22 protein-coding genes and 2 tRNA genes are annotated in these 18,711 nt (G+C 72.6%); 6 read left to right on the top strand and 18 right to left on the bottom strand.

What is annotated here, in order from left to right:
• Position 1 precedes the first annotated feature (1 nt).
• The 14 genes from VK640_07005 to VK640_06940 form a co-directional block, all read right to left on the bottom strand.
• Positions 2–421, bottom strand: coding sequence for a thioesterase family protein (locus VK640_07005; protein ID HTE72931.1), 420 nt, complete (start codon positions 419–421; stop codon positions 2–4).
• 7 nt (positions 422–428) lie between these two features.
• A complete protein-coding gene (gene ettA / locus VK640_07000) occupies positions 429–2,096 on the bottom strand; it encodes an energy-dependent translational throttle protein EttA (protein ID HTE72930.1) in 1,668 nt (555 codons plus the stop codon).
• 204 nt (positions 2,097–2,300) lie between these two features.
• On the bottom strand, positions 2,301–2,813 hold the full coding sequence (ssb, locus tag VK640_06995; GenBank protein ID HTE72929.1) for a single-stranded DNA-binding protein: 513 nt from the start codon (positions 2,811–2,813) through the stop codon (positions 2,301–2,303).
• A gap of 184 nt (positions 2,814–2,997) precedes the next feature.
• Positions 2,998–4,665 carry a YfjP family GTPase gene (locus VK640_06990; GenBank protein ID HTE72928.1) on the bottom strand — a complete coding sequence of 556 codons (1,668 nt, stop codon included), beginning with the start codon at positions 4,663–4,665 and terminating at the stop codon, positions 2,998–3,000.
• A gap of 7 nt (positions 4,666–4,672) precedes the next feature.
• Positions 4,673–6,373, bottom strand: coding sequence for an ABC transporter (locus VK640_06985; GenBank protein ID HTE72927.1), 1,701 nt, complete (start codon positions 6,371–6,373; stop codon positions 4,673–4,675).
• Positions 6,374–6,488: 115 nt separating this feature from the next.
• Positions 6,489–7,235, bottom strand: coding sequence for a hypothetical protein (locus VK640_06980; GenBank protein HTE72926.1), 747 nt, complete (start codon positions 7,233–7,235; stop codon positions 6,489–6,491).
• Positions 7,236–7,421: 186 nt separating this feature from the next.
• Positions 7,422–7,616, bottom strand: coding sequence for a zf-HC2 domain-containing protein (locus tag VK640_06975; protein ID HTE72925.1), 195 nt, complete (start codon positions 7,614–7,616; stop codon positions 7,422–7,424).
• Positions 7,613–7,897, bottom strand: coding sequence for a zf-HC2 domain-containing protein (locus tag VK640_06970; protein HTE72924.1), 285 nt, complete (start codon positions 7,895–7,897; stop codon positions 7,613–7,615). Before VK640_06970 ends, VK640_06975 begins: the two co-directional genes overlap by 4 nt.
• On the bottom strand, positions 7,894–8,619 hold the full coding sequence (locus VK640_06965) for a sigma-70 family RNA polymerase sigma factor (protein ID HTE72923.1): 726 nt from the start codon (positions 8,617–8,619) through the stop codon (positions 7,894–7,896). Before VK640_06965 ends, VK640_06970 begins: the two co-directional genes overlap by 4 nt.
• A gap of 87 nt (positions 8,620–8,706) precedes the next feature.
• The gene (locus VK640_06960) at positions 8,707–10,536 is read right to left on the bottom strand and encodes a glycoside hydrolase family 15 protein (GenBank protein ID HTE72922.1); all 1,830 of its coding nucleotides are present in this window, start codon (positions 10,534–10,536) and stop codon (positions 8,707–8,709) included.
• 106 nt (positions 10,537–10,642) lie between these two features.
• A complete protein-coding gene (locus VK640_06955) occupies positions 10,643–11,464 on the bottom strand; it encodes a glucose 1-dehydrogenase (GenBank protein ID HTE72921.1) in 822 nt (273 codons plus the stop codon).
• A 53-nt stretch (positions 11,465–11,517) separates the two neighbouring features.
• Positions 11,518–12,189 (bottom strand): hypothetical protein, encoded by a 672-nt coding sequence (locus VK640_06950; protein ID HTE72920.1) that lies wholly within the window; start codon positions 12,187–12,189, stop codon positions 11,518–11,520.
• A gap of 60 nt (positions 12,190–12,249) precedes the next feature.
• Positions 12,250–12,873 (bottom strand): RNA polymerase sigma factor, encoded by a 624-nt coding sequence (locus VK640_06945; GenBank protein ID HTE72919.1) that lies wholly within the window; start codon positions 12,871–12,873, stop codon positions 12,250–12,252.
• An 88-nt stretch (positions 12,874–12,961) separates the two neighbouring features.
• On the bottom strand, positions 12,962–14,059 hold the full coding sequence (locus tag VK640_06940) for a beta-propeller fold lactonase family protein (protein HTE72918.1): 1,098 nt from the start codon (positions 14,057–14,059) through the stop codon (positions 12,962–12,964).
• Between the two features lie 254 nt (positions 14,060–14,313).
• Between VK640_06940 and VK640_06935 the strand changes: the two genes are divergently transcribed.
• Positions 14,314–14,386, top strand: a tRNA-Arg gene (locus VK640_06935).
• A 6-nt stretch (positions 14,387–14,392) separates the two neighbouring features.
• Here the strand turns inward: VK640_06935 and VK640_06930 are convergent.
• Positions 14,393–14,734 carry a hypothetical protein gene (locus VK640_06930; protein HTE72917.1) on the bottom strand — a complete coding sequence of 114 codons (342 nt, stop codon included), beginning with the start codon at positions 14,732–14,734 and terminating at the stop codon, positions 14,393–14,395.
• A gap of 148 nt (positions 14,735–14,882) precedes the next feature.
• Here VK640_06930 and orn point away from each other — a divergent pair, with 148 nt between their 5' ends.
• The 5 genes from orn (at position 14,883) to VK640_06905 (ending at position 17,173) form a co-directional block, all read left to right on the top strand.
• Positions 14,883–15,521, top strand: a complete 639-nt coding sequence (gene orn, locus VK640_06925; GenBank protein HTE72916.1) for an oligoribonuclease — start codon at positions 14,883–14,885, stop codon at positions 15,519–15,521.
• Between the two features lie 58 nt (positions 15,522–15,579).
• Positions 15,580–15,655, top strand: a tRNA-His gene (locus VK640_06920).
• Positions 15,656–15,708: 53 nt separating this feature from the next.
• Entirely contained in the window at positions 15,709–15,993 is a 285-nt protein-coding gene (locus VK640_06915) for an SHOCT domain-containing protein (protein HTE72915.1), read from the top strand.
• Positions 15,990–16,406 carry a DUF6325 family protein gene (locus VK640_06910; GenBank protein ID HTE72914.1) on the top strand — a complete coding sequence of 139 codons (417 nt, stop codon included), beginning with the start codon at positions 15,990–15,992 and terminating at the stop codon, positions 16,404–16,406. Before VK640_06915 ends, VK640_06910 begins: the two co-directional genes overlap by 4 nt.
• 92 nt (positions 16,407–16,498) lie before the next feature.
• The gene (locus tag VK640_06905) at positions 16,499–17,173 is read left to right on the top strand and encodes an ATP-binding cassette domain-containing protein (protein HTE72913.1); all 675 of its coding nucleotides are present in this window, start codon (positions 16,499–16,501) and stop codon (positions 17,171–17,173) included.
• Between the two features lie 21 nt (positions 17,174–17,194).
• Here VK640_06905 and VK640_06900 read toward each other — a convergent pair whose 3' ends face one another.
• From VK640_06900 to VK640_06890, 3 genes are all read right to left on the bottom strand, one after another.
• Positions 17,195–17,476 (bottom strand): DUF6510 family protein, encoded by a 282-nt coding sequence (locus tag VK640_06900; GenBank protein HTE72912.1) that lies wholly within the window; start codon positions 17,474–17,476, stop codon positions 17,195–17,197.
• On the bottom strand, positions 17,473–18,210 hold the full coding sequence (locus VK640_06895; GenBank protein ID HTE72911.1) for a ferredoxin reductase: 738 nt from the start codon (positions 18,208–18,210) through the stop codon (positions 17,473–17,475). The genes VK640_06900 and VK640_06895 overlap by 4 nt, the downstream gene beginning before the upstream one ends.
• On the bottom strand, positions 18,210–18,711 hold a 502-nt coding region (locus VK640_06890), incomplete at its 5' end, for a molybdopterin-dependent oxidoreductase (GenBank protein HTE72910.1). The genes VK640_06895 and VK640_06890, both read right to left, overlap by 1 nt.

Below are 18,711 nucleotides of genomic sequence, written 5' to 3'. Positions count from 1 at the left end.
GTCAGGCCTTCGGCTCCGCCGGCTCCAGGAACTGCTCGAGGAACGCCCGCTCCTCGGGGCTCACCCGCCGCGGCCGCTCCTTCTCGAGGTCGAAGGGCACCAGCACGGACGCGGCCCGGGCGAAGAGGGTGGTCTCGTCGTGCACCTCGTAGCGGATCTCGAACGACGCAGCCTTGACCGAGCCGACCCACATCTCGATGTCGACGCCACGCGGGTGGTAGACCAGCGGCCGCTTGTAGTCGATCTCGTGGTGCGCCACCAGGACGCCCTCGGACAGCGCCTTGCCGCCGTACTCCGCGCTGAGCGCGAAGAGCATGTCGACCCGCGCCTCCTCGAGGTAGGTGAGGTAGACGACGTTGTTGACGTGGCCGTAGGCGTCCATGTCCGACCACCGCATCGAGCAGCGGTAACGGTGGCGCACGGCGGGCTCAGCCCCGGGTCAGCTTGCGGTAGGTCGCCCGGTGCGGGCGCGCCGCCTCGGCACCGAGCCGCTCCACCTTGTTCTTCTCGTACGACTCGAAGTTGCCCTCGAACCAGAACCACTGGGAGTCGCCCTCGTAGGCGAGGATGTGCGTTGCGACCCGGTCGAGGAACCACCGGTCGTGGGAGACGACCACCGCGCACCCCGGGAAGTCCAGCAGCGCGTTCTCCAGCGACGACAGCGTCTCGACGTCGAGGTCGTTGGTCGGCTCGTCGAGCAGGAGCAGGTTGCCGCCGATCTTCAGGGTCAGCGCGAGGTTGAGCCGGTTGCGCTCGCCGCCGGACAGGACACCGGCCGGCTTCTGCTGGTCCGGGCCCTTGAAGCCGAAGGCCGACACGTAGGCGCGCGACGGCATCTCGACCTGGCCGACGTTGATGTGGTCGAGGCCGTCCGACACGACCTCCCACAGCGTCTTCTTGGGGTCGACGAGCCCGCCCCGGCTCTGGTCGACGTAGGCGATCTTGACCGTCTCGCCGACCTTGATCGACCCGTCGTCCGGCTCCTCCTCACCGATGATCATCTTGAACAGCGTGGTCTTGCCGGCGCCGTTGGGGCCGATGACGCCGACGATGCCGTTCCGCGGCAGTGAGAAAGACAGCTTGTCGATGAGCAGCCGGTCACCGAAGCCCTTGGTCAGCTTGTCTGTCTCGACCACGACGCTGCCCAGGCGCGGGCCCGGGGGGATCTGGATCTCCTCGAAGTCCAGCTTGCGGGTCTTCTCGGCCTCGGCAGCCATCTCCTCGTAGCGCTCCAGGCGGGCCTTGCTCTTGGCCTGGCGGCCCTTCGCGTTGGAGCGGACCCACTCGAGCTCGTCCTTGAGCCGCTTGGCGCGCTTGGCATCCTTCTGGCCCTCGACCTTGAGCCGCGACTGCTTGGTCTCGAGGTAGGTCGAGTAGTTGCCCTCGTACGGGTAGGCGCGGCCGCGGTCGAGCTCGAGGATCCACTCGGCGACGTTGTCGAGGAAGTACCGGTCGTGCGTCACGGCGACGACGGTGCCGGCGTACTTCTCCAGGTGGCTCTCCAGCCACTGCACGCTCTCGGCGTCGAGGTGGTTGGTGGGCTCGTCGAGCAGCAGCAGGTCGGGCTGGCTGAGCAGCAGCTTGCACAGGGCGACCCGGCGGCGTTCGCCACCGGAGAGCACCGACACGTCGGCGTCCGGCGGCGGGCAGCGCAGCGCGTCCATCGCCTGCTCCAGCTGCGAGTCGAGGTCCCACGCGTCGGCGTGGTCGATGTCCTCCTGCAGCTTGCCCATCTCGGTCATCAGGTCGTCGCTGTAGTCGGTCGCCATCAGCTCGGCGATCTCGTTGAACCGGTCGACCTTCGCCTTGATCTCGCCCATGCCCTCCTGGACGTTGCCCAGGACGTCCTTGGACTCGTCGAGGTGCGGCTCCTGCTCGAGGATGCCCACGGAGTAGCCCGGCGACAGGAGGGCGTCACCGTTGGACGGCTGGTCGAGACCAGCCATGATCTTGAGCACGGTGCTCTTGCCGGCGCCGTTGGGGCCGACCACACCGATCTTGGCGCCCGGGTACATGGCCAGGGTCACGTCGTCGAGGATGACCTTGTCGCCGTGCGCCTTCCGCGCCTTGCGCATGGTGTAGATGAACTCAGCCAAGGGAAACCGTCCGCCGTCCAGGTAGCCGTGCAGGGGGGAGACGTCCATCCTGCCTCAGCGGGAGCGGCGAGGTCACATCGAGCGCGACCCGGACCGGCGCCGGCACACAGGGTCGCGCCCGGGCCGCCGACCGGAACCGGGGGAGGGAACGGCGGCGACCCGGACGCGAGTTCGGAGACCCCGTACCGGGGCCGGGCGAGGGCGTCAGGCGGCGGAGGGCGACATCTCCGGCTCGCCGCCGATGCCGTCGGCGTCGCCGCTACCGAGGCCGTCGGGTCCGTCGACCCGGTCGAGACCGTCACCGACGTCGCCGGACCGCTCGGCGACCGCCTCGACGAAGCGCTCCCGTGGCTGGAGCGTCGACTTGGTGAAGCGGCTCACGCCCCTGGCCAGGTCGTGCCCCACGGCGTTGGCCTCGATCTCCACCTTGGAGTGGGTGATGCCGTCCTTCTCCCAGGAGCCGTCCCGCAGCCGGCCCTGCACCACGACCGGGTCACCCTTGTGCAGCGAGTCGAGGACGTTCTCGCCGAGGTTGCGCCAGCAGCTCACGGCGAAGAACAGGGTGTCGCCGTCGCGCCACCCGTTGACGCCCTTGTCGTAGCGGCGCTCCGTGGTGGCCACCCGGAAGTTGACCACCTTGGTGCCCGACCCGGTGAGGCGCAGGACGGGCTCCTGCGCGACGTACCCCGTCACCGTCACATTCGTCTCGTTCGCCATCGTCGCCTTCCTGTCCGTCCTCGCAGCAGTGCGGCGGGTGCCGCAGGTCCGAGGATGGCGGCCGCGTGGGCCGCGGGAACAGAGCCGGTGGCGCATCTGTGGACGACGGGCCGCTCTCTCCCGGCTGTGGAGAGGTCAGCCGCTCAGCCGGCCGTCCGGGTCAGCCGGCCAGCCGGCCAGCCGGCTAGCCGGTCCTTGCCCGCTCCAGCGCGTCCCGGGCGCGGTGGTGGCGGGCCAGCTCCAACTCCAACGGCGCGAGCATCAGCTCGTCGGCCACCTTCTCGATCGCCGACCGCAGCCGCGACTCGGCCCGCTTGCGGCGCACCACGGCACTGCCGTTCGCGACGGCCCGCCCGACCAGCGCGAGCAGCAGCCCCAGGGCGACACCGCCCAGGAGGAGGAGGGTCGGCACGGCGAAGCCGCCGACATCGGGCGTCGGCGGGTCCGGGAGGCGGAGGTAGGAGCCGACGCCGAGCAGCAGCAGCCACCCGGCGCCGACCACCGCGGCCAGGACGAGCAGCCACTGCGCCCCGCTGGCCAGCCGCCACCACACGGGTGTGCGGTCGGTCCCGAGGTCGGTGCCGACGACCGCCCGGTCGAGCGCGTCCCGCACGTCCCCGGACCGCCCGTGCGCCGCCTGGCGCACCGACCGCTGCCACGGAGCAGGCAGCCTCGCGGCGGCGGTGTCGCAGACCTGGCGCAGCGCGGTGTCGACCTGGGCGCGCTGCACCGGCGTCGGCTCCGGGACCGACGAGCGCACCATGTGGCGCACCTCGCGCCGCTCGCCCGCCGAGAGGTGCAGCCGACGCAGCGGGTCCGGTCGCAGCCTGCGCACCCACCGGGTCGGCGGCCAGCCCAGCGACCCGGCGGCCCGCAGCCGCCACGACTCCTCCACCGCCCGCCCGATGACCGGCACGCCCGCCGAGCCGGCGAGCGCCTCGACCAGCCGGCGCCGGTCGCCGTCGCCGACACCCGGCGCCTCGTCCGCGCCCACCGCCGGCGCAAGGCGCTCGACGACGTCCTCGATGTCGGCGACCAGACGGTCGTTGCGTGCGCGCCTGCGGGCCACGGCGTCGACCAGCAGCGCCCGCAGCTCGCCCAGGCCGGCGCCGGTGCGCACCGATGTCGTGAGCACCGGTGAGCGGCGCAGGCCGTCGGCGTCGAGCAGCCGCCGCAGGTCCTCGGCGCACTCGGCTGCGGCGAAGGGGTTGACCGTGTCGACCTGGTTGAGCACGACGACCGTGACCGCGGAGTGCCCAGCGAGGCGCCGCAGGTAGTGCTCGTGCAGCGCCTGGTCGGCGTACTTCTGCGGGTCGACCACCCACACGAGCAGGTCGACGAGCTCGACCAGCCGGTCGACCTCGAGCCGGTGCTCGAGCACGGTGGAGTCGTGGTCGGGCAGGTCGAGCAGCACCAGCCCGTCGAGCTGGTCGTCCGCGGTGGGGCGGGACCCCGAGTCGCGGCCCCACGCGTCGCCGGTGCCGTGCCGCCAGGCGGTCTGCCGACGGGGGACGCCGAGCCACTGCACCAGCGTGGTGGCCCCCTCGGCTCCCCACACGCACGCGTGCGCCTTCGAGGTCGTCGGCCGGCGCACCCCGACCGGCGACAGGTCCTCGCCCGCCAGGGCGTTGAACAGCGACGACTTGCCGCTGCCGGTCGACCCGGCCAGCGCCACGACGGTGTGCTCGCCGGACAGCCGCAGCCGCTCCCCCGCCCGGCTGCCCACGGCCAGCGCCCGCTTGAGCACCTTGGGGTCGGCCCGGCCGTCCAGCACCTCGACCGCCTCGTCGAGGGCGGCCAGCATCGCGGGCAGGTCGGTGCGCCGGTGCCGGCCGCGCAGCCGCGGGCTCACGACGCGCTCACCGGACCTCCTCGACGACCTGCACGGCGGCCCGCAGCGCGGCGCCCGCGGTCTCGTCGACGGCCACCCCGGCGAGCCGGTCCGCGAACCGCCGGCGCTCGTCCGCGAGCAGCTCCTCGACCCGGCGGTGCAGGTCGGCGCGGGCGGACTCGGCGAGCGAGCGGACCGCCTGGTCGCCCATGACCGCCTCGAGGATCTTCTGGCTCAGTGCCGACGCGCCACCGGCCACCGCGATCTCGCCGGCGACCAGGCCCCCGGTGTGCGCGAACACCACGATCATCACCATCAGCCCGAGACCGTTGACGCCGAACGCCAGGTAGCGCGCGGTGCGCCGCTTGCCCTGGCCCTGGCTGCGCACAAGCTCGAGCACGTAGCCCTGCCACTCGCGTACGGCGCGCTCGGTGCGATCGCGCAGGTCGGCCGACGCCCGGCGGAGGGACGGGTCGTCGCCGAGCAGCACGCGGCCGGCCGGGTCGGCCGCCCACACCGTGGCCACCTGCTCGGCAGCCTCGTCGGCGGCGGAGCGGACCAGCGCCTCGACGCCGGACTCCAGCGCCTCGGCGAGCTCGGTGCCGGGGGCCGGCTTGCCCTGCACCGCCGCGGTCACCCGGTCACGGACCCGTCCGACCTTCTCCTCGAGCGAGCGCATCAGCTCACCGGTGCCGACGAACTCCTGCCAGCGCGCGAGCACCTCGCCGCGCAGCAGCGAGCCGTCGCTGCTCGCCTCGTCGACGTCGGCCACGGCTTCGTCGTAGGCCGTGTCGACAGCCCGCCCCAGTCTGGTCACCGTCTCGGCCTGTGCGTCGGCAGCGGCCGCCAGCTCGAAGACCCGCGCCCCGAGGGACCGTACGGCGCCGTCGAGCGTGTGGCGCACGACCGCCGCCCGCAGCGACGCGTCGGAGGCCAGGCCGTGCAGCCACGCCCGGATCGGCTCGACGGACTCGTCGGGCAGCAGTGCGTCGAAGGTCGCCGTCTCGGAGACGACGAACAGCGGCGCGCCGCCGAGGCCCTGCTCGGTCAGCATGGACGCGAGGTGGGACCGCACCTCGTCGACGGCGTCCGGCGGGACCCGGTCGAGGACCACGGCCACCGCGGTGCCGCGGGTCACGGCCGCCCGCAGGAACTCCCACGGCACGGCGTCGGCGTAGCGCGCGGCGGTCGTGACGAACACCCACATGTCCGCCGCCGCGAGGAGCTGGGTCGCCAGCTCGCGGTTGCTGGTCACCACTGAGTCGATGTCGGGGGCGTCGAGCACCGCGAGGCCCGCCGGGATGCGGTCGCTCGGGGCGAGCCGGAGCGCCGTGGGGTCGTCGGTGTCGGTGGTGGCGCCGACCCGGCGCAGCCCGGGGAGGATCCGGTTGTCGTCGAACCATGTGCCGTCGGCCGGATTGTGGGCCAGCACGGCCGACCGGGTCGTCGGCCGCAGTACGCCGGCCGGGCTGACCCGGACCCCCACCAACGAGTTGACCAGCGTCGACTTGCCCGCGCCGGTCGGGCCGCCGACCACGGCCAGCAGCGGGGCGTCCAGCCGGCGCAGCCGCGGCAGCACGTAGTCGTCGAGCTGGTCGGCGATCTCGCGCTGCAGGGTGCGGCCACGCTCGGCGTCCGGTGCCTCGACGGGCAGGCGCAGGCCGGCGACCTGCCGGTCCAGCCCCTCGAGGGCGACCAGCAGCGCGCCGCTCTCCGCGCCGGTGACCATGGTCGTCATCCTCGCGTAGATCGTCGCCCGCCGTGACCCGGTGACACACCAGCGGACCGGCCGGCGGCGCGCAGTCCGTGCCGCTGACCGGTCCACTTGCCCCGTGGAGTGCGGGTCAGTCCGGAATGCCGGTCTCCCACTCGAGGTCCGAGGCGTAGAGGATCCGCAGCCCGACCAGCGCGGTGGCGCCGGCCAGCAGCCCCGTCCCGACCGCCGCCGAGACGAAGTGCTGGGCACCGGCGAGGAAGACGACCCAGCCGAGCGTCATCGCGACCGGCGCCAGCCAGCTGCCGAAGCCGGAGCGCCGCAGCGCCACCGACAGCAGCACCGTGCCCAGGACGGTGCCGAGGACCGACGGCAGCTGGATCAGTGCCGGGGCGGCGCCTGCCGTGGAGCCTGCGGCGTCGTACACCTCGACGGCCTGGTCCGTGGGCAGCGTGCTCACCAGGGCCAGGTCGTAGTAGTCGACGGCGACGATCCCGGACAGGCCCGACCCGAGGACGGCGAGGACGAGACCGAGGTTGGACAGCGACCGCGACCCGCGCCGGGACAGGTAGGCCATGCCGAACGACGCCGGGACGAGGAGCAGGAAGCCGTAGTGCAGGACGACCGCCGCCCACCGCACGGCGTCGGGGTGCTCGGCGGTCGAGCGCAGGTAGCCCTCGCTGCCCACCCCGTCGAACGGGATCATCAGGATGCTGGCGAACACCAGCAGTCCGGACAGGAAGGCCGCGCTGCCGGCGGCCCGGCGGTAGAAGGTCTCGGCCCGACGCGGGCTGCGCGCGTAGCGGCCGGGCGGGTCGGGGGCCACCCGCGGCGCGGGCAGCTCGATCGAGCGGGGCGGGCTGGCCATCAGGGACATCGGGTTCTCCTCGGCGGCGGCCGGGGTCCTGCCCGGCTCGGGTCGGTGGCGCGACCGCGGTCCGTCGCGGTCGTCCCCACTGTCCGGCCGGCGGGCGTACGTCCCCAGGGCGCTGACCTGTGAGCCACTGGGTGGCCAGCACCACCCACCCTGTCCGCGGTGGCACCACCGGCGGCACGTGAACGGCTAGGTCAGCCCGACGTCTTCGGACACCTGGCTCAGCAGCCGCGCGGTCAGCTGGATCTGCCCGAGGTAGCGAAGGCAGTCGACGCACTCCTGCAGGTGCCCCTCCACCTCGAGGACACGAGCCTCGGCGAGCGCTCCTTCGAGGTAGTCGGTGACGAGCTCCACGAGCTCCTGGCAGTCCATCTGCCTGCTCATGTCCCCGCGGAGCCAGGCGCATGGAACGAGCGGAAGGCGGCCATCAGGCCGTCCTGGGCCTCCTCGCTCAGGCTCTCCACGGGCACGTGCCCCAGCTCGTCGATCGTCGCCCTCATCTGGGTCAGGTAGGCGTCGCAGCCCGGACAGAGGGCGAGATGCGCCTCCAGCTCGGCGCGTGTGGAGTCATCCAGCTCGCCCTCGAGGTAGTCGGTGACGAGCTCGACCACTTCCTGGCAGGTGATGGTCATGCCCGGGACGGCGTCGCGGGTCTCCTCCGTCATGACGCCACCTCCGATCCTCGGTAGTAGTCCTCCAGGACCGCACGCAGCTTCGCCCGTCCACGGTGCAGCAGCACGCGTTGGTTGGCAGGGCTGAGGTCCAGAGCAGCGCAGACCTCGTTCGACGACAGGCCGTGCACGTCACGCAACGTCACCACCAACCGCTGCCGCTCCGGCAGCTCCTGCAGGGCGGCACCCAGCAGCTCGCGGGTCTCGCCGGCCACCGCCGACTGCTCCGGGCCGGCCTGCCACGGGGTGGGCGCGCCGACGGGGGTCCAGTTGTGCGGGTACTGGTCGTCGGCGGCACGGAACCGGTCGGGGTCGACGGTGGGGCCGCCGACGTCCGCGGGCGCCCACGAGGACATCGGCACCGAGCGGGCCTCGCGGACTCCCCGGGTCTTGGCCAGGTTGGTGAGGATCCGGAACACCCACGTGCGCAGCGAGGACCGGCCCTCGAACCGGTCGATCCCTCGGATGACGGCCATCCAGGTCTCCTGCACGACCTCCTCGCAGGAGGCGTCGGTCGACACGTGGCCGCGGGCCACCCGCAGCATCATCGGCGACCAGCCGCTGACGATGCCGGAGAAGGCCGCTTCGTCCCCCAGCCGGAGCCGGTCGACGAGCTCGCGGTCGTCCGGGTCGGCCGCCCGGGGAGCAGGGACGCCGGGCCCGACCATCGCCTGCTGAGGTGCCGTGGAGACGGTCGCCGGTGCCTCACGCTGCATGCGTCTACCTCCGTCCCGATGCGCCTGGTCCGGACTGTAGCCATCGCCCCTCGCGTCTACCGGCGAACGCGGGCGTCCGGGTCCGCCTCATCTGCCGGCCCGCCGACGTGCCTCGCTGATGGCCCAGGCGGCGTTGACCAGACCGATGTGGCTGAACGCCTGCGGGAAGTTCCCGAGCAGCTCGCCGGAGTCCGGGTCTATCTCCTCCGCCAGCAGGCCCACGTCGTTGGCGAAGGCGACGGCGCGACCGAAGACCGCCTCCGCCCGGTGCAGCTGCCCGGAGAGGGCGAACGCCTCGGCCAGCCAGAAGGTGCAGAGCAGGAAGGTGCCCTCCTCGCCGGCCAGCCCGTCGACGCCACCCTCGGTGCGGTAGCGGTACACCAGGCCGCGGTCGTCGGTGAGGCGCTCCTCCGTGGCGTCGAGCGTGGCGAGCAGACGCGGGTCGTCCGGCGGCAGGAACCCCACGATCGCCATCATGAGGTTGGCGGCGTCCAGGTCGGCTGAGCCGACGTACTGGGTGAACGCCTTCGCCTCGTCGCTCCAGCCGTCCTGCAGCACCATCGCGTGGATCTCGTCCCGGACTGCCGACCAGGCCGGGACGCGTTCCTCCGCCTGGAGCATGGGGGCCAGGGCGATGGCGCGGTCCAGTGCGACCCAGCACATCACCTTCGAGTAGAGGAAGTGCTGTGGGTCACCGCGCACCTCCCAGATGCCCTGGTCCTTCTCGCGCCACCGTTCGGACGCGGTGTCGGCGCAGGCGACGAGGAAGTCACGGGTCTGCCGGTCCAGCGAGCCGAGCTGGTCGGACAGCCGGTGGGCGGCGCCGAGCAGCTCGCCGTAGACGTCGATCTGGGCCTGGTCCCAGGCGCCGTTGCCGACGCGGACCGGCCTGCTGTCGCGCCAGCCCTCGAGGTGCGGCAGCTCGCGCTCGGTGAGGTCGTGCTCGCCGCCGATCCCGAACATGATCTGCAAGGACTTGCCCGGGCCGATCGACGATGCGGCGGCCGTGGTCATGAACGCGAAGAAGTCGTTGGCCTCGTCCGGGCAGGCGGCCACCCATAGCGCTTGCATGGTGAAGCTGGCGTCGCGGACCCAGGAGTACCGGTAGTCCCAGTTCCGCTCGCCTCCTACGCCCTCCGGCAGCGACGTGGTGGCCGCAGCGACGATGGCACCGCTCGGCTGGAAGGACAGACCCTGCAGCACGCGGCCACTGTGGTGGACCAGGTCTGCCCACGGTCCGTCGTAGGCCTGGTGCAGCTCGGACCACGAGACCCACGCCGCCACGGTGCGGTCGAGCACCGCAGCGAGCTCCTGCTGCGACCAGGCCCGTGCCGGCGTCTCCTCCAGCGTCGACCGCTGGAGCGCCAGGTGGATGGTCTCCCCCGCGGTGAGGCGCACCCGTCCGGTCGCCCGCCCGTCGGCGAGATCGAGGCGCACCGGCGCGCTGAGCACCAGCCACTCCGCGCCACCGCGGGCGGTGACCCCACCCCGCACGCCGGCGAGCAAGGGGACGACCAGCCCGTACTCGGGCCGTGGTCGGTAGTCGACCTCCATCTCCACCGCGCCCGCCACGCACGACACTCGGCGTACCAGCAGGTGGGGCACACCGGTCCCGAGCCGGTGGCCGCCGTTGTCCTCACCCATCGCCATCAGGTCGGTCAGGACCACGGCCCCGCTGGCCGTGGTGAACGTCGTCTCCAGCACCAGCGTCCGGTCCACGTAGCGCCGGGTGCTCTGCCAGTCGCCCACGGGCTGGATCTGCCAGTGTCCCGCGTCGTCGCCGAGCAGGCGACCGAGCACGGACGGGCTGTCGAACCGCGGGAAGGACAGCCACTCCACCGACCCGGCCTTGTCGACCAGGGCAGCCGAGTGGCGGTCGGAGAGCAGGGCGTGGTCCGCGATCGGGGTGCGGGACATGGCGGGCCTCCGGGTGTCGTCGCCAGGACGTTCGATGTGCAGTCCACGCAGCCGCCGCCGCGTTACGCAAGCCCCCGGCCGGACAGGTCGTTCATCACCGTCGGGGTCACTCGCTCGACCAGGTCGTCTCGAACGACGGGTAGAGCGTCAGACCTCCGTCGACGAACAGGGTCTGGCCGGTGATGTAGGCGGCCTCCTCCGAGCACAGGAACGCGGCGACCGCGGCCATCTCCTCCGCGTCCCCGGCGCGACGCATGGGGATGTGGCTCTCGACCGCCTGCCGCTTGACCGGGTCGTCGATCCACGAACGGTTGATCGGGGTCACGGTGGCCCCGGGACCGATCCCGTTCACCCGGATGCCGCGCGAGGCGTACTCCAGCGCAAGCGTGTGGGTGAGGTTCTGCATCCCGCCCTTGGAGACCGAGTAGCCGACGAACCTCGGCTTCGGGATCACCTGGTGCACGCTTGACACGTTGAGGATCGACCCACCTCGACCGGACTCCAGGAAGTGTCGGACGGCCTGCCGGGCGCACAGGAACGCGCCGCGCAGGTTGACCGACAGGACCTTGTCGAAGTCCTCGACGGCCAGCTTGTCGGTGTCCTCGCCGATCTGGATGCCGGCGTTGTTGACGAGGATGTCGATGCGGCCGTACTGGTCCAGGACCTGCTGGAACATGGCAGCGACCTGGTCCTCCTGCGAGACGTCCGCGGCGACGAGGATCGGGTGAGTCCCGGCCGCAGCCATCTGCTTCATGCAGATCTCGACGCCGTGCTCGATGACGTCCTTGGTCTCCTCTGCGCCGTCCGGACGTCCGACGTAGTTGATCGCCACGTCGACGCCTTCCTCACCGAGCCTGATCGCGATGGCCTGCCCGATGCCCGAGCTGCCTCCGGTGACGACGGCGACCTTGCCGGTCAGACCTTTCATGACTGCCTCCTCGGCGTGTGGTTGGAGGCACAGTCACGTCCGGTGTCGAGTCGTTACAGCCCCAGGACGGAGCGGGCGTCGTGGAAGAAGTCGAGCGCGGCCTGCGGCGTGGTGACCTCTTGCCAGGTCCGGTAGGCCCCGAACGGCGCGTTCCAGAACCCGGTCCTGCTCGGGACGTCGTGCGGGCCGACGTAGACGTACGGCGTGACGATCGCGTCGTCGCCCGGCGAGAAGCCGTAGTTGACCGCCCCAGCGGTGACGCCGAGGTCGAAGTGCTCCGGGAAGATCTGCGGCAAGCTCGGCTCCTCGGCCGGCACCTCCGCGACGAGGGTGGTCAGCGCGTCCTCCCCCAGGGCGAACCACGCAGCCAACGCGGCAGCCGCGGCCGGTTCGACCGGCAGTGCGGCGTCGGGCTCGTACTCCGTGCCCGGTCGGTGCTTGGTCCACGGGAACCCGGGCTCGATCCCGACCGCGGCAGCTGTCTCCGCCAGGGTCGTGAGCGCTGCCCGGCGCACGCCCTCAGGACGCCGCACGACCACGTCGGCACCCTCGATCGCGACCACGCTGCCGTCACCCAGCGGCGGCGTGGCGACACCGCCCGGTGCCGGCACCAGGCTGATGTCCCCGGTCGCGCGCTTGCGCGCGGCGGCAAGCAGGTGCTCCGCCGCACGGTGCAGCGACCGGCGGGTCGGGACGAGGTGGTCAGAAGCAGGCAGAGTCGTCATGGCTACACCGTCTCGCGATCGCGGCCGACGTGACGCCGGCCGAGCCGCTCGAGGGTCCGGTCAAGCCGGCTGCGGCTGGCTGACGTGCCGCTCGAGATGACGGCGGAGCTCGGCGCGACCACGATGCAGGTCGTCTCGGACCCGCTCGGGGGGTTGCGCCACGATCGTGGCGATCTCGCCGAGCTCGCAGCCTGCGACGTCGCGCAGCCCCACCACCACCCGCTGGCCGGTGGGGAGCCGGGCGAGAGCGTCGCGCAGGACACGGCCGACGCCGCGCTGTGCCCTGGCGTCCTGCACCGCCGGCCAGGTCGTCGGCGGGACGGCCCAGTGCCCCGGCCACTCGTGGTGCGTCGGCGGGAGGAACCGCGAGGGGTCGACCGTCGGAGCGGCCGTATCTGCTGGGGAGCTGCTGCCGGGTTCCGACGTGGTAGGCATCCCCAGCTGACCGACGAGCAGCCCGAACACCCAGCCCCGGAACGTCGGCGGTGGGCGATGGTTCGGGAGCTCCGCCGGCACCTGGGCCCAGGTCGCCCGGACCGCCTTCTCCGCGGTCGCGTGGTCCCCGCCCAGGGCCATCGCGGTCCCCATCAGGACAGGCGACCAGGTCCGCACGAGCCGGGCGAAAGCGGACTGGTCGCCGGCGCGGAGCGCGGCCTCCACGTCGGTGTCGGGCTCCGCGACCATGCCATGACGGTAGGCCGGGAACCGCCTGCTGTGGGGGAATCACGGCGGGCGGGCCGGTGAACGGCCCGCCCGCCTGCCAGACGAGGAATCACCCAGCGGCGATGCCCGCCGCACCAGCCGGGAGACCGGCGGTGACGCCGATCGACGACAGGCTGCCGTCCTGGTTCACGGCGAAGCCCGCCACGGAGCCGTTGCCCAGTCGGCCGTAGAGGTACTGGCTGTTCGCGCTCAGTGCGAGGTCCGTAACGCCCGCCGGAGTGACCCCGGTCCTGCCACCGGGCGTGAGCAGCACCAGCGACCCGTCGTTCCCGACACGGAACCCGCTGATCGACAGGGAGCCGCCGGCGTTGCCGGTGTAGGCGAACTTGCCGTTGTTGGTCGCGACCAGCCAGCAGGCTGCGTTCTCCGTCGTCGACACGGCTGCGCTGATCGTGGAGAGACCGCCGGCCGTGACGTCGTACGACGACGCCGTGCTGGCGGCCGCCTCGGACACCAGGAGGTGGCCCTTGTTGTCGAAGTCGAAGCCGAAGGGGACTGCACCGGCGGACGGGACGCTCGCCAGCGACGCGGGGCGGCCGGTGCCGTCCAGCTCGATGACGTCGAGGAGGCTCGTCACGCGCTCCGTGACCACCAGCTGGTCGCCGTCCGGGGTGACCGACACCTGGGCGGGCGACGTCGCGCTGCTGCTGAGCGCGGTCGTGCCGTCGGACAGCGCCGAGAGCGCACCGTCGGTCACGCCGAACGACGCCACGTTGCCGGCGCCCCCCGCGTTGAGTGCGTAGAGCCGGTCGCCGTGGACCGCCACGCTGGTCGGCGTGGTCCCGCCGGAGGGCACGGTGCTGATGCGCTGAAGACCGCCGTCAGCGATGCGGAAGGACGTGATCGTGCTCGAGCCGGCGTCGACGGCGTAGAGGTGGGCGCCTTCGTCGTCGACCACGACGGCGTTCTGGGAGGAGAGACCGCCGCCGGTGCCGGTGCCGGTGGTCGGGAAGCTGCCGACCGGGGTCAGCTGCCCGTCGGGCGCCCGGTCGTACTGGATGACGGCGTTGCCGGCCACCTGGTTGCTGAGGACGTAGACGCTGCCCGCCGCCCCGGCGGCGTGGGCGGCCGGGACGCCGGTGAGCGGCAGGGCCGCAGCGAGCGCGGCACTCGCCGCGAGAGCGACGGTGGACCTGGTGCGGGGCATGGTGAGACCTCCGGGTCGTCGGGCTGGTTGCCGCCGAGGCGCGTCGCCCGGCGATCGGTAGGCGTTCAGTGGTCCGACGCACCGGGTCGTTACGGACTCGCCGGGCCGCACGGGCGACATGGGTGCTGCAGGACGACCCGCTCAGGCGGCTGGCCACCGCTACGGTGGTCTCCGGACGGCTCCGGACGTGCCGCTGAGGTGCCCCGGATCGGCGTCCGGGGCGGGTCGAGGTGGACCTACGCGCACCCGCTCGGGCCCCCGTAGCTCAGTGGAAAGAGCAGCCGCCTTCTAAGCGGATGGTCGCAGGTTCGATCCCTGCCGGGGGCGCCGACGTCAGCTGCCGTCGGGACCGGGTGCCTCGGTCGCGTCGCGGGGCTCGGTCGCGTCGTCATCGGCGCGATGGCGCATCTCGTCCACCTCGCGCGACGTACGACGTCGGGTGTCCTCCTGGATCCGGGTCGCGACGAGGAACTCGGCGGCCTCGAGCCGCTCGGCCTCGCTCTGCCAGGTGATGCGGATGCCGAACTGGTCAGGCTCCTCGTAGGGCAGCTCCTCGTGGCTGACGTCGAGGTCGGCGGCGTGCCGGTGGCCGATCACCTCGAGGCCGTGGTCGTCACGCAGCGCCGTCGCGCGCGACTCCTCGCGGCGACGAGCCCGGTCCTCCGACTGACCCACCTGCCTGCACCCCCAGTGACTGCGGCATCCCCAGCATGCGCCGAAACCGGGCCAGATGACACCAACAGATGGTCACGATTCATTTACTTTGCGTAGTCACCGCCGGTCGGCGGCCCCAGGCCGGCGCGGACGTCTAGGGTGAGCCGCCATGACCGAGCGCAACGACCGGCGCAACGACCGGATGGTCTGGATCGACTGCGAGATGACCGGCCTCTCGCTGCAGACGGACGCGCTCGTCGAGGTGGCCGCCGTGGTCACCGACGCCGAGCTGACCGTGCTCGGCGAGGGCGTCGACGTGGTGATCCGCCCGCCGGACGCCGCGCTCGCGCAGATGGTCGACGTGGTGCGCGAGATGCACACGTCCTCCGGTCTGCTCACCGAGCTGGCGGCCGGCACGACGCTCGCCGAGGCCGAGGCTCAGGTGCTGGCCTACGTCCGCGAGCACGTGCCGGTGGCCCGTAAGGCACCGCTGGCCGGCAACACCGTCTATGTGGACCGCGGCTTCCTCGCCCGCGACATGAAGGACTTGGACGCCCACCTGCACTACCGCCTGGTCGACGTCTCGTCCATCAAGGAGCTGGTGCGCCGGTGGTTCCCGAGGGTCTACTTCAACACCCCGGCCAAGCACGGCGGCCATCGCGCGCTGGCCGACATCCTCGAGAGCATCGAGGAGCTGAAGTTCTACCGGGAGGCGGTCTTCGTCCCCCAGCCGGGCCCGGACGGCGACACCGCCAAGGCGCTGGCCGCCCGGTTCGAGCTGACGCCGGGCACCGGCACGACGACCTGAGGCCGTCCCGTCGGCTTGTATGCTGTCTCCCGCCGCGCCACCGGCGCGGTGCTCCATGGTGGGTGTAGCTCAGCTGGTAGAGCACCTGGTTGTGGTCCAGGTGGCCGCGGGTTCAAGTCCCGTCACTCACCCCACGAAACCGCGCACGGGCCGACCGGATCGGCCCGTCATGCGGCATGGTGGACCCGTGGTGGTCCTGGTGCCGAGGCAGCTGCGGATGACCGGCATGACCGGCGACGTGCCCTACTACGGCGGGCGGTTCACGCCGGCGCAGGCCCACGCCGCGTCCCACCGGCGGCCGACCGCTCCCGCTCCCCGCCCTGCTCCTGCTCCCCCGGCACCGTCGCCGGCTTCGACACCGCAACGCGAGCCGCACGAAACCGCCGGGACCCTCGATGCACTCGCCCACCTCAGGGACAGCGGTGTCCTGAGCAGTGCGGAGTACGACGAGCTCCGGGCCCGGGTGCAGTGACGACCGGGCCGGTCCAGGTGCTCGTCGTGGGCTTCGACGAGCCGTCGTTCTCGGGCCAGGTCATGGCGGAGCTGGAGCGCCTTCGGGAGGCAGGCGTCGTCCGGCTGGTCGACGTGCTCCTGGTCCGCCGGGACGAGGACGGCAGCTTCGAGACCCTGCCGGCACCACCCGGATCCGCACCGGGCTCGGGGACGCTGGCCGCGGACATCCTCGGAGCAGGCACCGCCGCCGACCCGGACGAGGCGGGCTGGTCGCTCGCCGACGCCGTCGAGCCCGGCGGCATCGCCGCGGTCGCGCTGCTCGAGCACACGTGGGCGACGCAACTGGTCGACGCCATCGGCGCCGCGGGTGGCCGGTCGCTCGGTGAAGGATGGCTGGCGGCCGAGGACCGGGCACGAATCCCCGCAGGGTAGCGGTGGTCCGGTCAGTCGGCCGGACAGCTGTCGCACTGGGATCACCAGCCCGCCGTGCCCCAGGAACTTGTTGCGTGTACGGGCGATCGCCCGTGCTGCGCACGGCCGTGCTGCCCCTGGCGACCGTCCTCTTCGTGCGGGACGTCGTGCACACCTACGCCGACGGGCCGCACCGGCTGCGCGCGCTGGACGGCGTGGCGCTCGCCGTCGGCGACGGCGAGATGGTCTGCGTCGCCGGGCCCTCCGGGTCCGGGAATTCCTCGCTCTGTCACCTGGCGGCCGGGCTGGAGGTCGCGGACTCGGGCTGGGTGGAGGTCGACGGCTCGGCGCCCGCCACGCTGGACTGGTCGGTGGTGTCCGTGCTGCCCCAGCAGCACGGACTGGTCAGCGGGCTCACGGTGATGGAGAACGTCGCACTGCCCGCGCGACGGCTGAACCTCGAGCGCGAGGTCGATGTCGAGGGGCTCTTGCACTCCCTCGACGTGCACCACCTCACCGGGCGACTGACCTGGGACACCTCCATGGGCGAGCAACAGCGCACCGCCCTGGCCCGGGCGCTCGTCCTCGGCCCGCGGCTCGCGGTGCTCGACGAGCCGACCGGTCACCAGGACGACGAGCACGTGGACGCCGTGCTCGCGACGGTGCAGGCAGCCGCGGCCAGCGGCACCGCCGTGCTGGTGGCGAGCCACGACCAGCGCGTCGTCGAGGCGACGGACCGCGCGGTCCTGCTCGACTCCGGACGGGTCGTGCCCGGCCCGAGGGGCTAGCACTCAGTATTCAGCTGCCGGTCACGGCCCGGCCGGCAGCTCGAGCACGGCCACGCCGTGCAGGTCCAGCCAGGTGCGGTCCGATGCAACGACGACGCGCACGAGGACTCCCTCGCAGCCGCGGCAGCGCAGCACCGCCCCCGGGGCGTCGACGAAGAAGGCTGCGTCGGCCAGGGCGGCGCCTCGTCCGCACCCGAGGCACCACGCGACGGCGGCGGTCAGCTCGGTGGTGAACACCGAGGACAGCACACCGGCCGCCGCGTTGCCGTCGAGCGCGGTCGTGGGGTCGGTCGAGTCGCTCATCGCCGGCTACCTCCTGTGGGTCCGAAGCGTTCGGTCCTGATCCGTGCCGCGGCGTGTCCCGCGGCGACCAGCATCGCGGCCGCCGCCTCGACGAACCCGTTCGGCCCGCAGACGAAGCAGGTCGGCCGGTCGGCCGCCGGGATCGTGGCCGCTGCGAGCAGCGCGGCATCGACCCGCCCGGGTGGCCGGTCGGCACCAGCCGGCGCCTCCCGGGTCCAGACCACGGTCAGCGCACGGTGGCCGCCTTCGCGGGTCAGGGCGGCCAGCTCGTCGGCGTAGAACAGCGCGGCCGGGTCGCGGACGGAGAGCAGCAGGCGCATCGGCGTCTCAGCCGAAGCGGCGGCGTGCGTCCGCAGCATCGACATCAGCGGCACCACTCCGGATCCGCCGCCGACGAGCTGCACGACGGCCGCACCGTCGGGCCGCCACACGAACCACCCGCCGAGCGGGCCGCGCAGCTCGACCGCTCCTCCCACCGGGAGCACCTCGGTGAGGAACGGCGACACCTCCCCGTCCGGCACCCGGTCGACGGTGACTTCGACCGTCGCCGACGGTCCGGCCGCCGAGGCGACCGAGTAGGACCTGGTCGCGGAGTAGCCGTCAGGTGCGGTGAGCCGGATGTCGACGTGCTGCCCGGCCACGTGGCCCGACCAGTCCGGCACCTCGAGGACCAGCGTCCGGGCGGTCGGCGTCTCGTCGTGCACAGCGCGGACGGTGCCGACCCGCCAGGGCATCACTCGTCCCAGTACCGCTGCTCGCGCCACGGGTCGCCGTAGTTGTGGTAGCCGACGCTCTCCCAGAACCCCGGCTCGTCGTCGACCGTCAGGGTGATGCCACGCACCCACTTCGCGCTCTTCCAGAGGTAGAGGTGCGGGACGAGGAGGCGGGCCGGCCCACCGTGCTCCGGGTCGAGCTCGTCGTGCTCGTACTCGAACGCGACCCACGCCTGACCGTCGAGCAGGTCGGCGAGCGGCACGTTGGTGGTGTAGCCGCCGTAGCTGTGGACCAGCGCGTAGTCCGCCGTCGTCTCGACGCCGGCGAGGAGCGTGTCGAGGCTGACCCCCGTCCAGGACGTGCCGAGCTTCGACCAGCGCGTCACGCAGTGCAGGTCGACGGTCACCGTCTCGCGGGGCAGCGCCATCAGCTCCGGCCACGACCACTGGGAGCGGTCACCTGCCTCGGTCACCACCTCGAGGCTCCACCGGTCACGGTCGACGCCCGGTGTCGGGCCGGCG

The organism is Actinomycetes bacterium, from assembly GCA_035489715.1.
In the GTDB taxonomy this organism is placed as follows: domain Bacteria; phylum Actinomycetota; class Actinomycetes; order JACCUZ01; family JACCUZ01; genus DATHAP01.
Note: the sequence above shows the minus strand (reverse complement) of the source record. Positions and strands in the feature narration are given on the sequence as shown.

What these genes read in the sequence shown, in the direction of transcription:
- VK640_06950 (HTE72920.1), bottom strand. Translation starts at nt 12,189, where the DNA reads ATGACGACTCTGCCTGCTTCTGACCACCTCGTCCCGACCCGCCGGTCG.
- VK640_06945 (HTE72919.1), bottom strand. Translation starts at nt 12,873, where the DNA reads ATGGTCGCGGAGCCCGACACCGACGTGGAGGCCGCGCTCCGCGCCGGC.
- VK640_06985 (HTE72927.1), bottom strand. Translation starts at nt 6,373, where the DNA reads ATGGTCACCGGCGCGGAGAGCGGCGCGCTGCTGGTCGCCCTCGAGGGG.
- VK640_06895 (HTE72911.1), bottom strand. Translation starts at nt 18,210, where the DNA reads ATGCCCTGGCGGGTCGGCACCGTCCGCGCTGTGCACGACGAGACGCCG.
- VK640_06965 (HTE72923.1), bottom strand. Translation starts at nt 8,619, where the DNA reads ATGCAGCGTGAGGCACCGGCGACCGTCTCCACGGCACCTCAGCAGGCG.
- VK640_06940 (HTE72918.1), bottom strand. Translation starts at nt 14,059, where the DNA reads ATGCCCCGCACCAGGTCCACCGTCGCTCTCGCGGCGAGTGCCGCGCTC.
- VK640_06900 (HTE72912.1), bottom strand. Translation starts at nt 17,476, where the DNA reads ATGAGCGACTCGACCGACCCCACGACCGCGCTCGACGGCAACGCGGCG.
- ssb (HTE72929.1), bottom strand. Translation starts at nt 2,813, where the DNA reads ATGGCGAACGAGACGAATGTGACGGTGACGGGGTACGTCGCGCAGGAG.
- VK640_06970 (HTE72924.1), bottom strand. Translation starts at nt 7,897, where the DNA reads ATGACGGAGGAGACCCGCGACGCCGTCCCGGGCATGACCATCACCTGC.
- VK640_06975 (HTE72925.1), bottom strand. Translation starts at nt 7,616, where the DNA reads ATGAGCAGGCAGATGGACTGCCAGGAGCTCGTGGAGCTCGTCACCGAC.
- VK640_06980 (HTE72926.1), bottom strand. Translation starts at nt 7,235, where the DNA reads ATGTCCCTGATGGCCAGCCCGCCCCGCTCGATCGAGCTGCCCGCGCCG.
- VK640_06955 (HTE72921.1), bottom strand. Translation starts at nt 11,464, where the DNA reads ATGAAAGGTCTGACCGGCAAGGTCGCCGTCGTCACCGGAGGCAGCTCG.
- orn (HTE72916.1), top strand. Translation starts at nt 14,883, where the DNA reads ATGACCGAGCGCAACGACCGGCGCAACGACCGGATGGTCTGGATCGAC.
- VK640_06960 (HTE72922.1), bottom strand. Translation starts at nt 10,536, where the DNA reads ATGTCCCGCACCCCGATCGCGGACCACGCCCTGCTCTCCGACCGCCAC.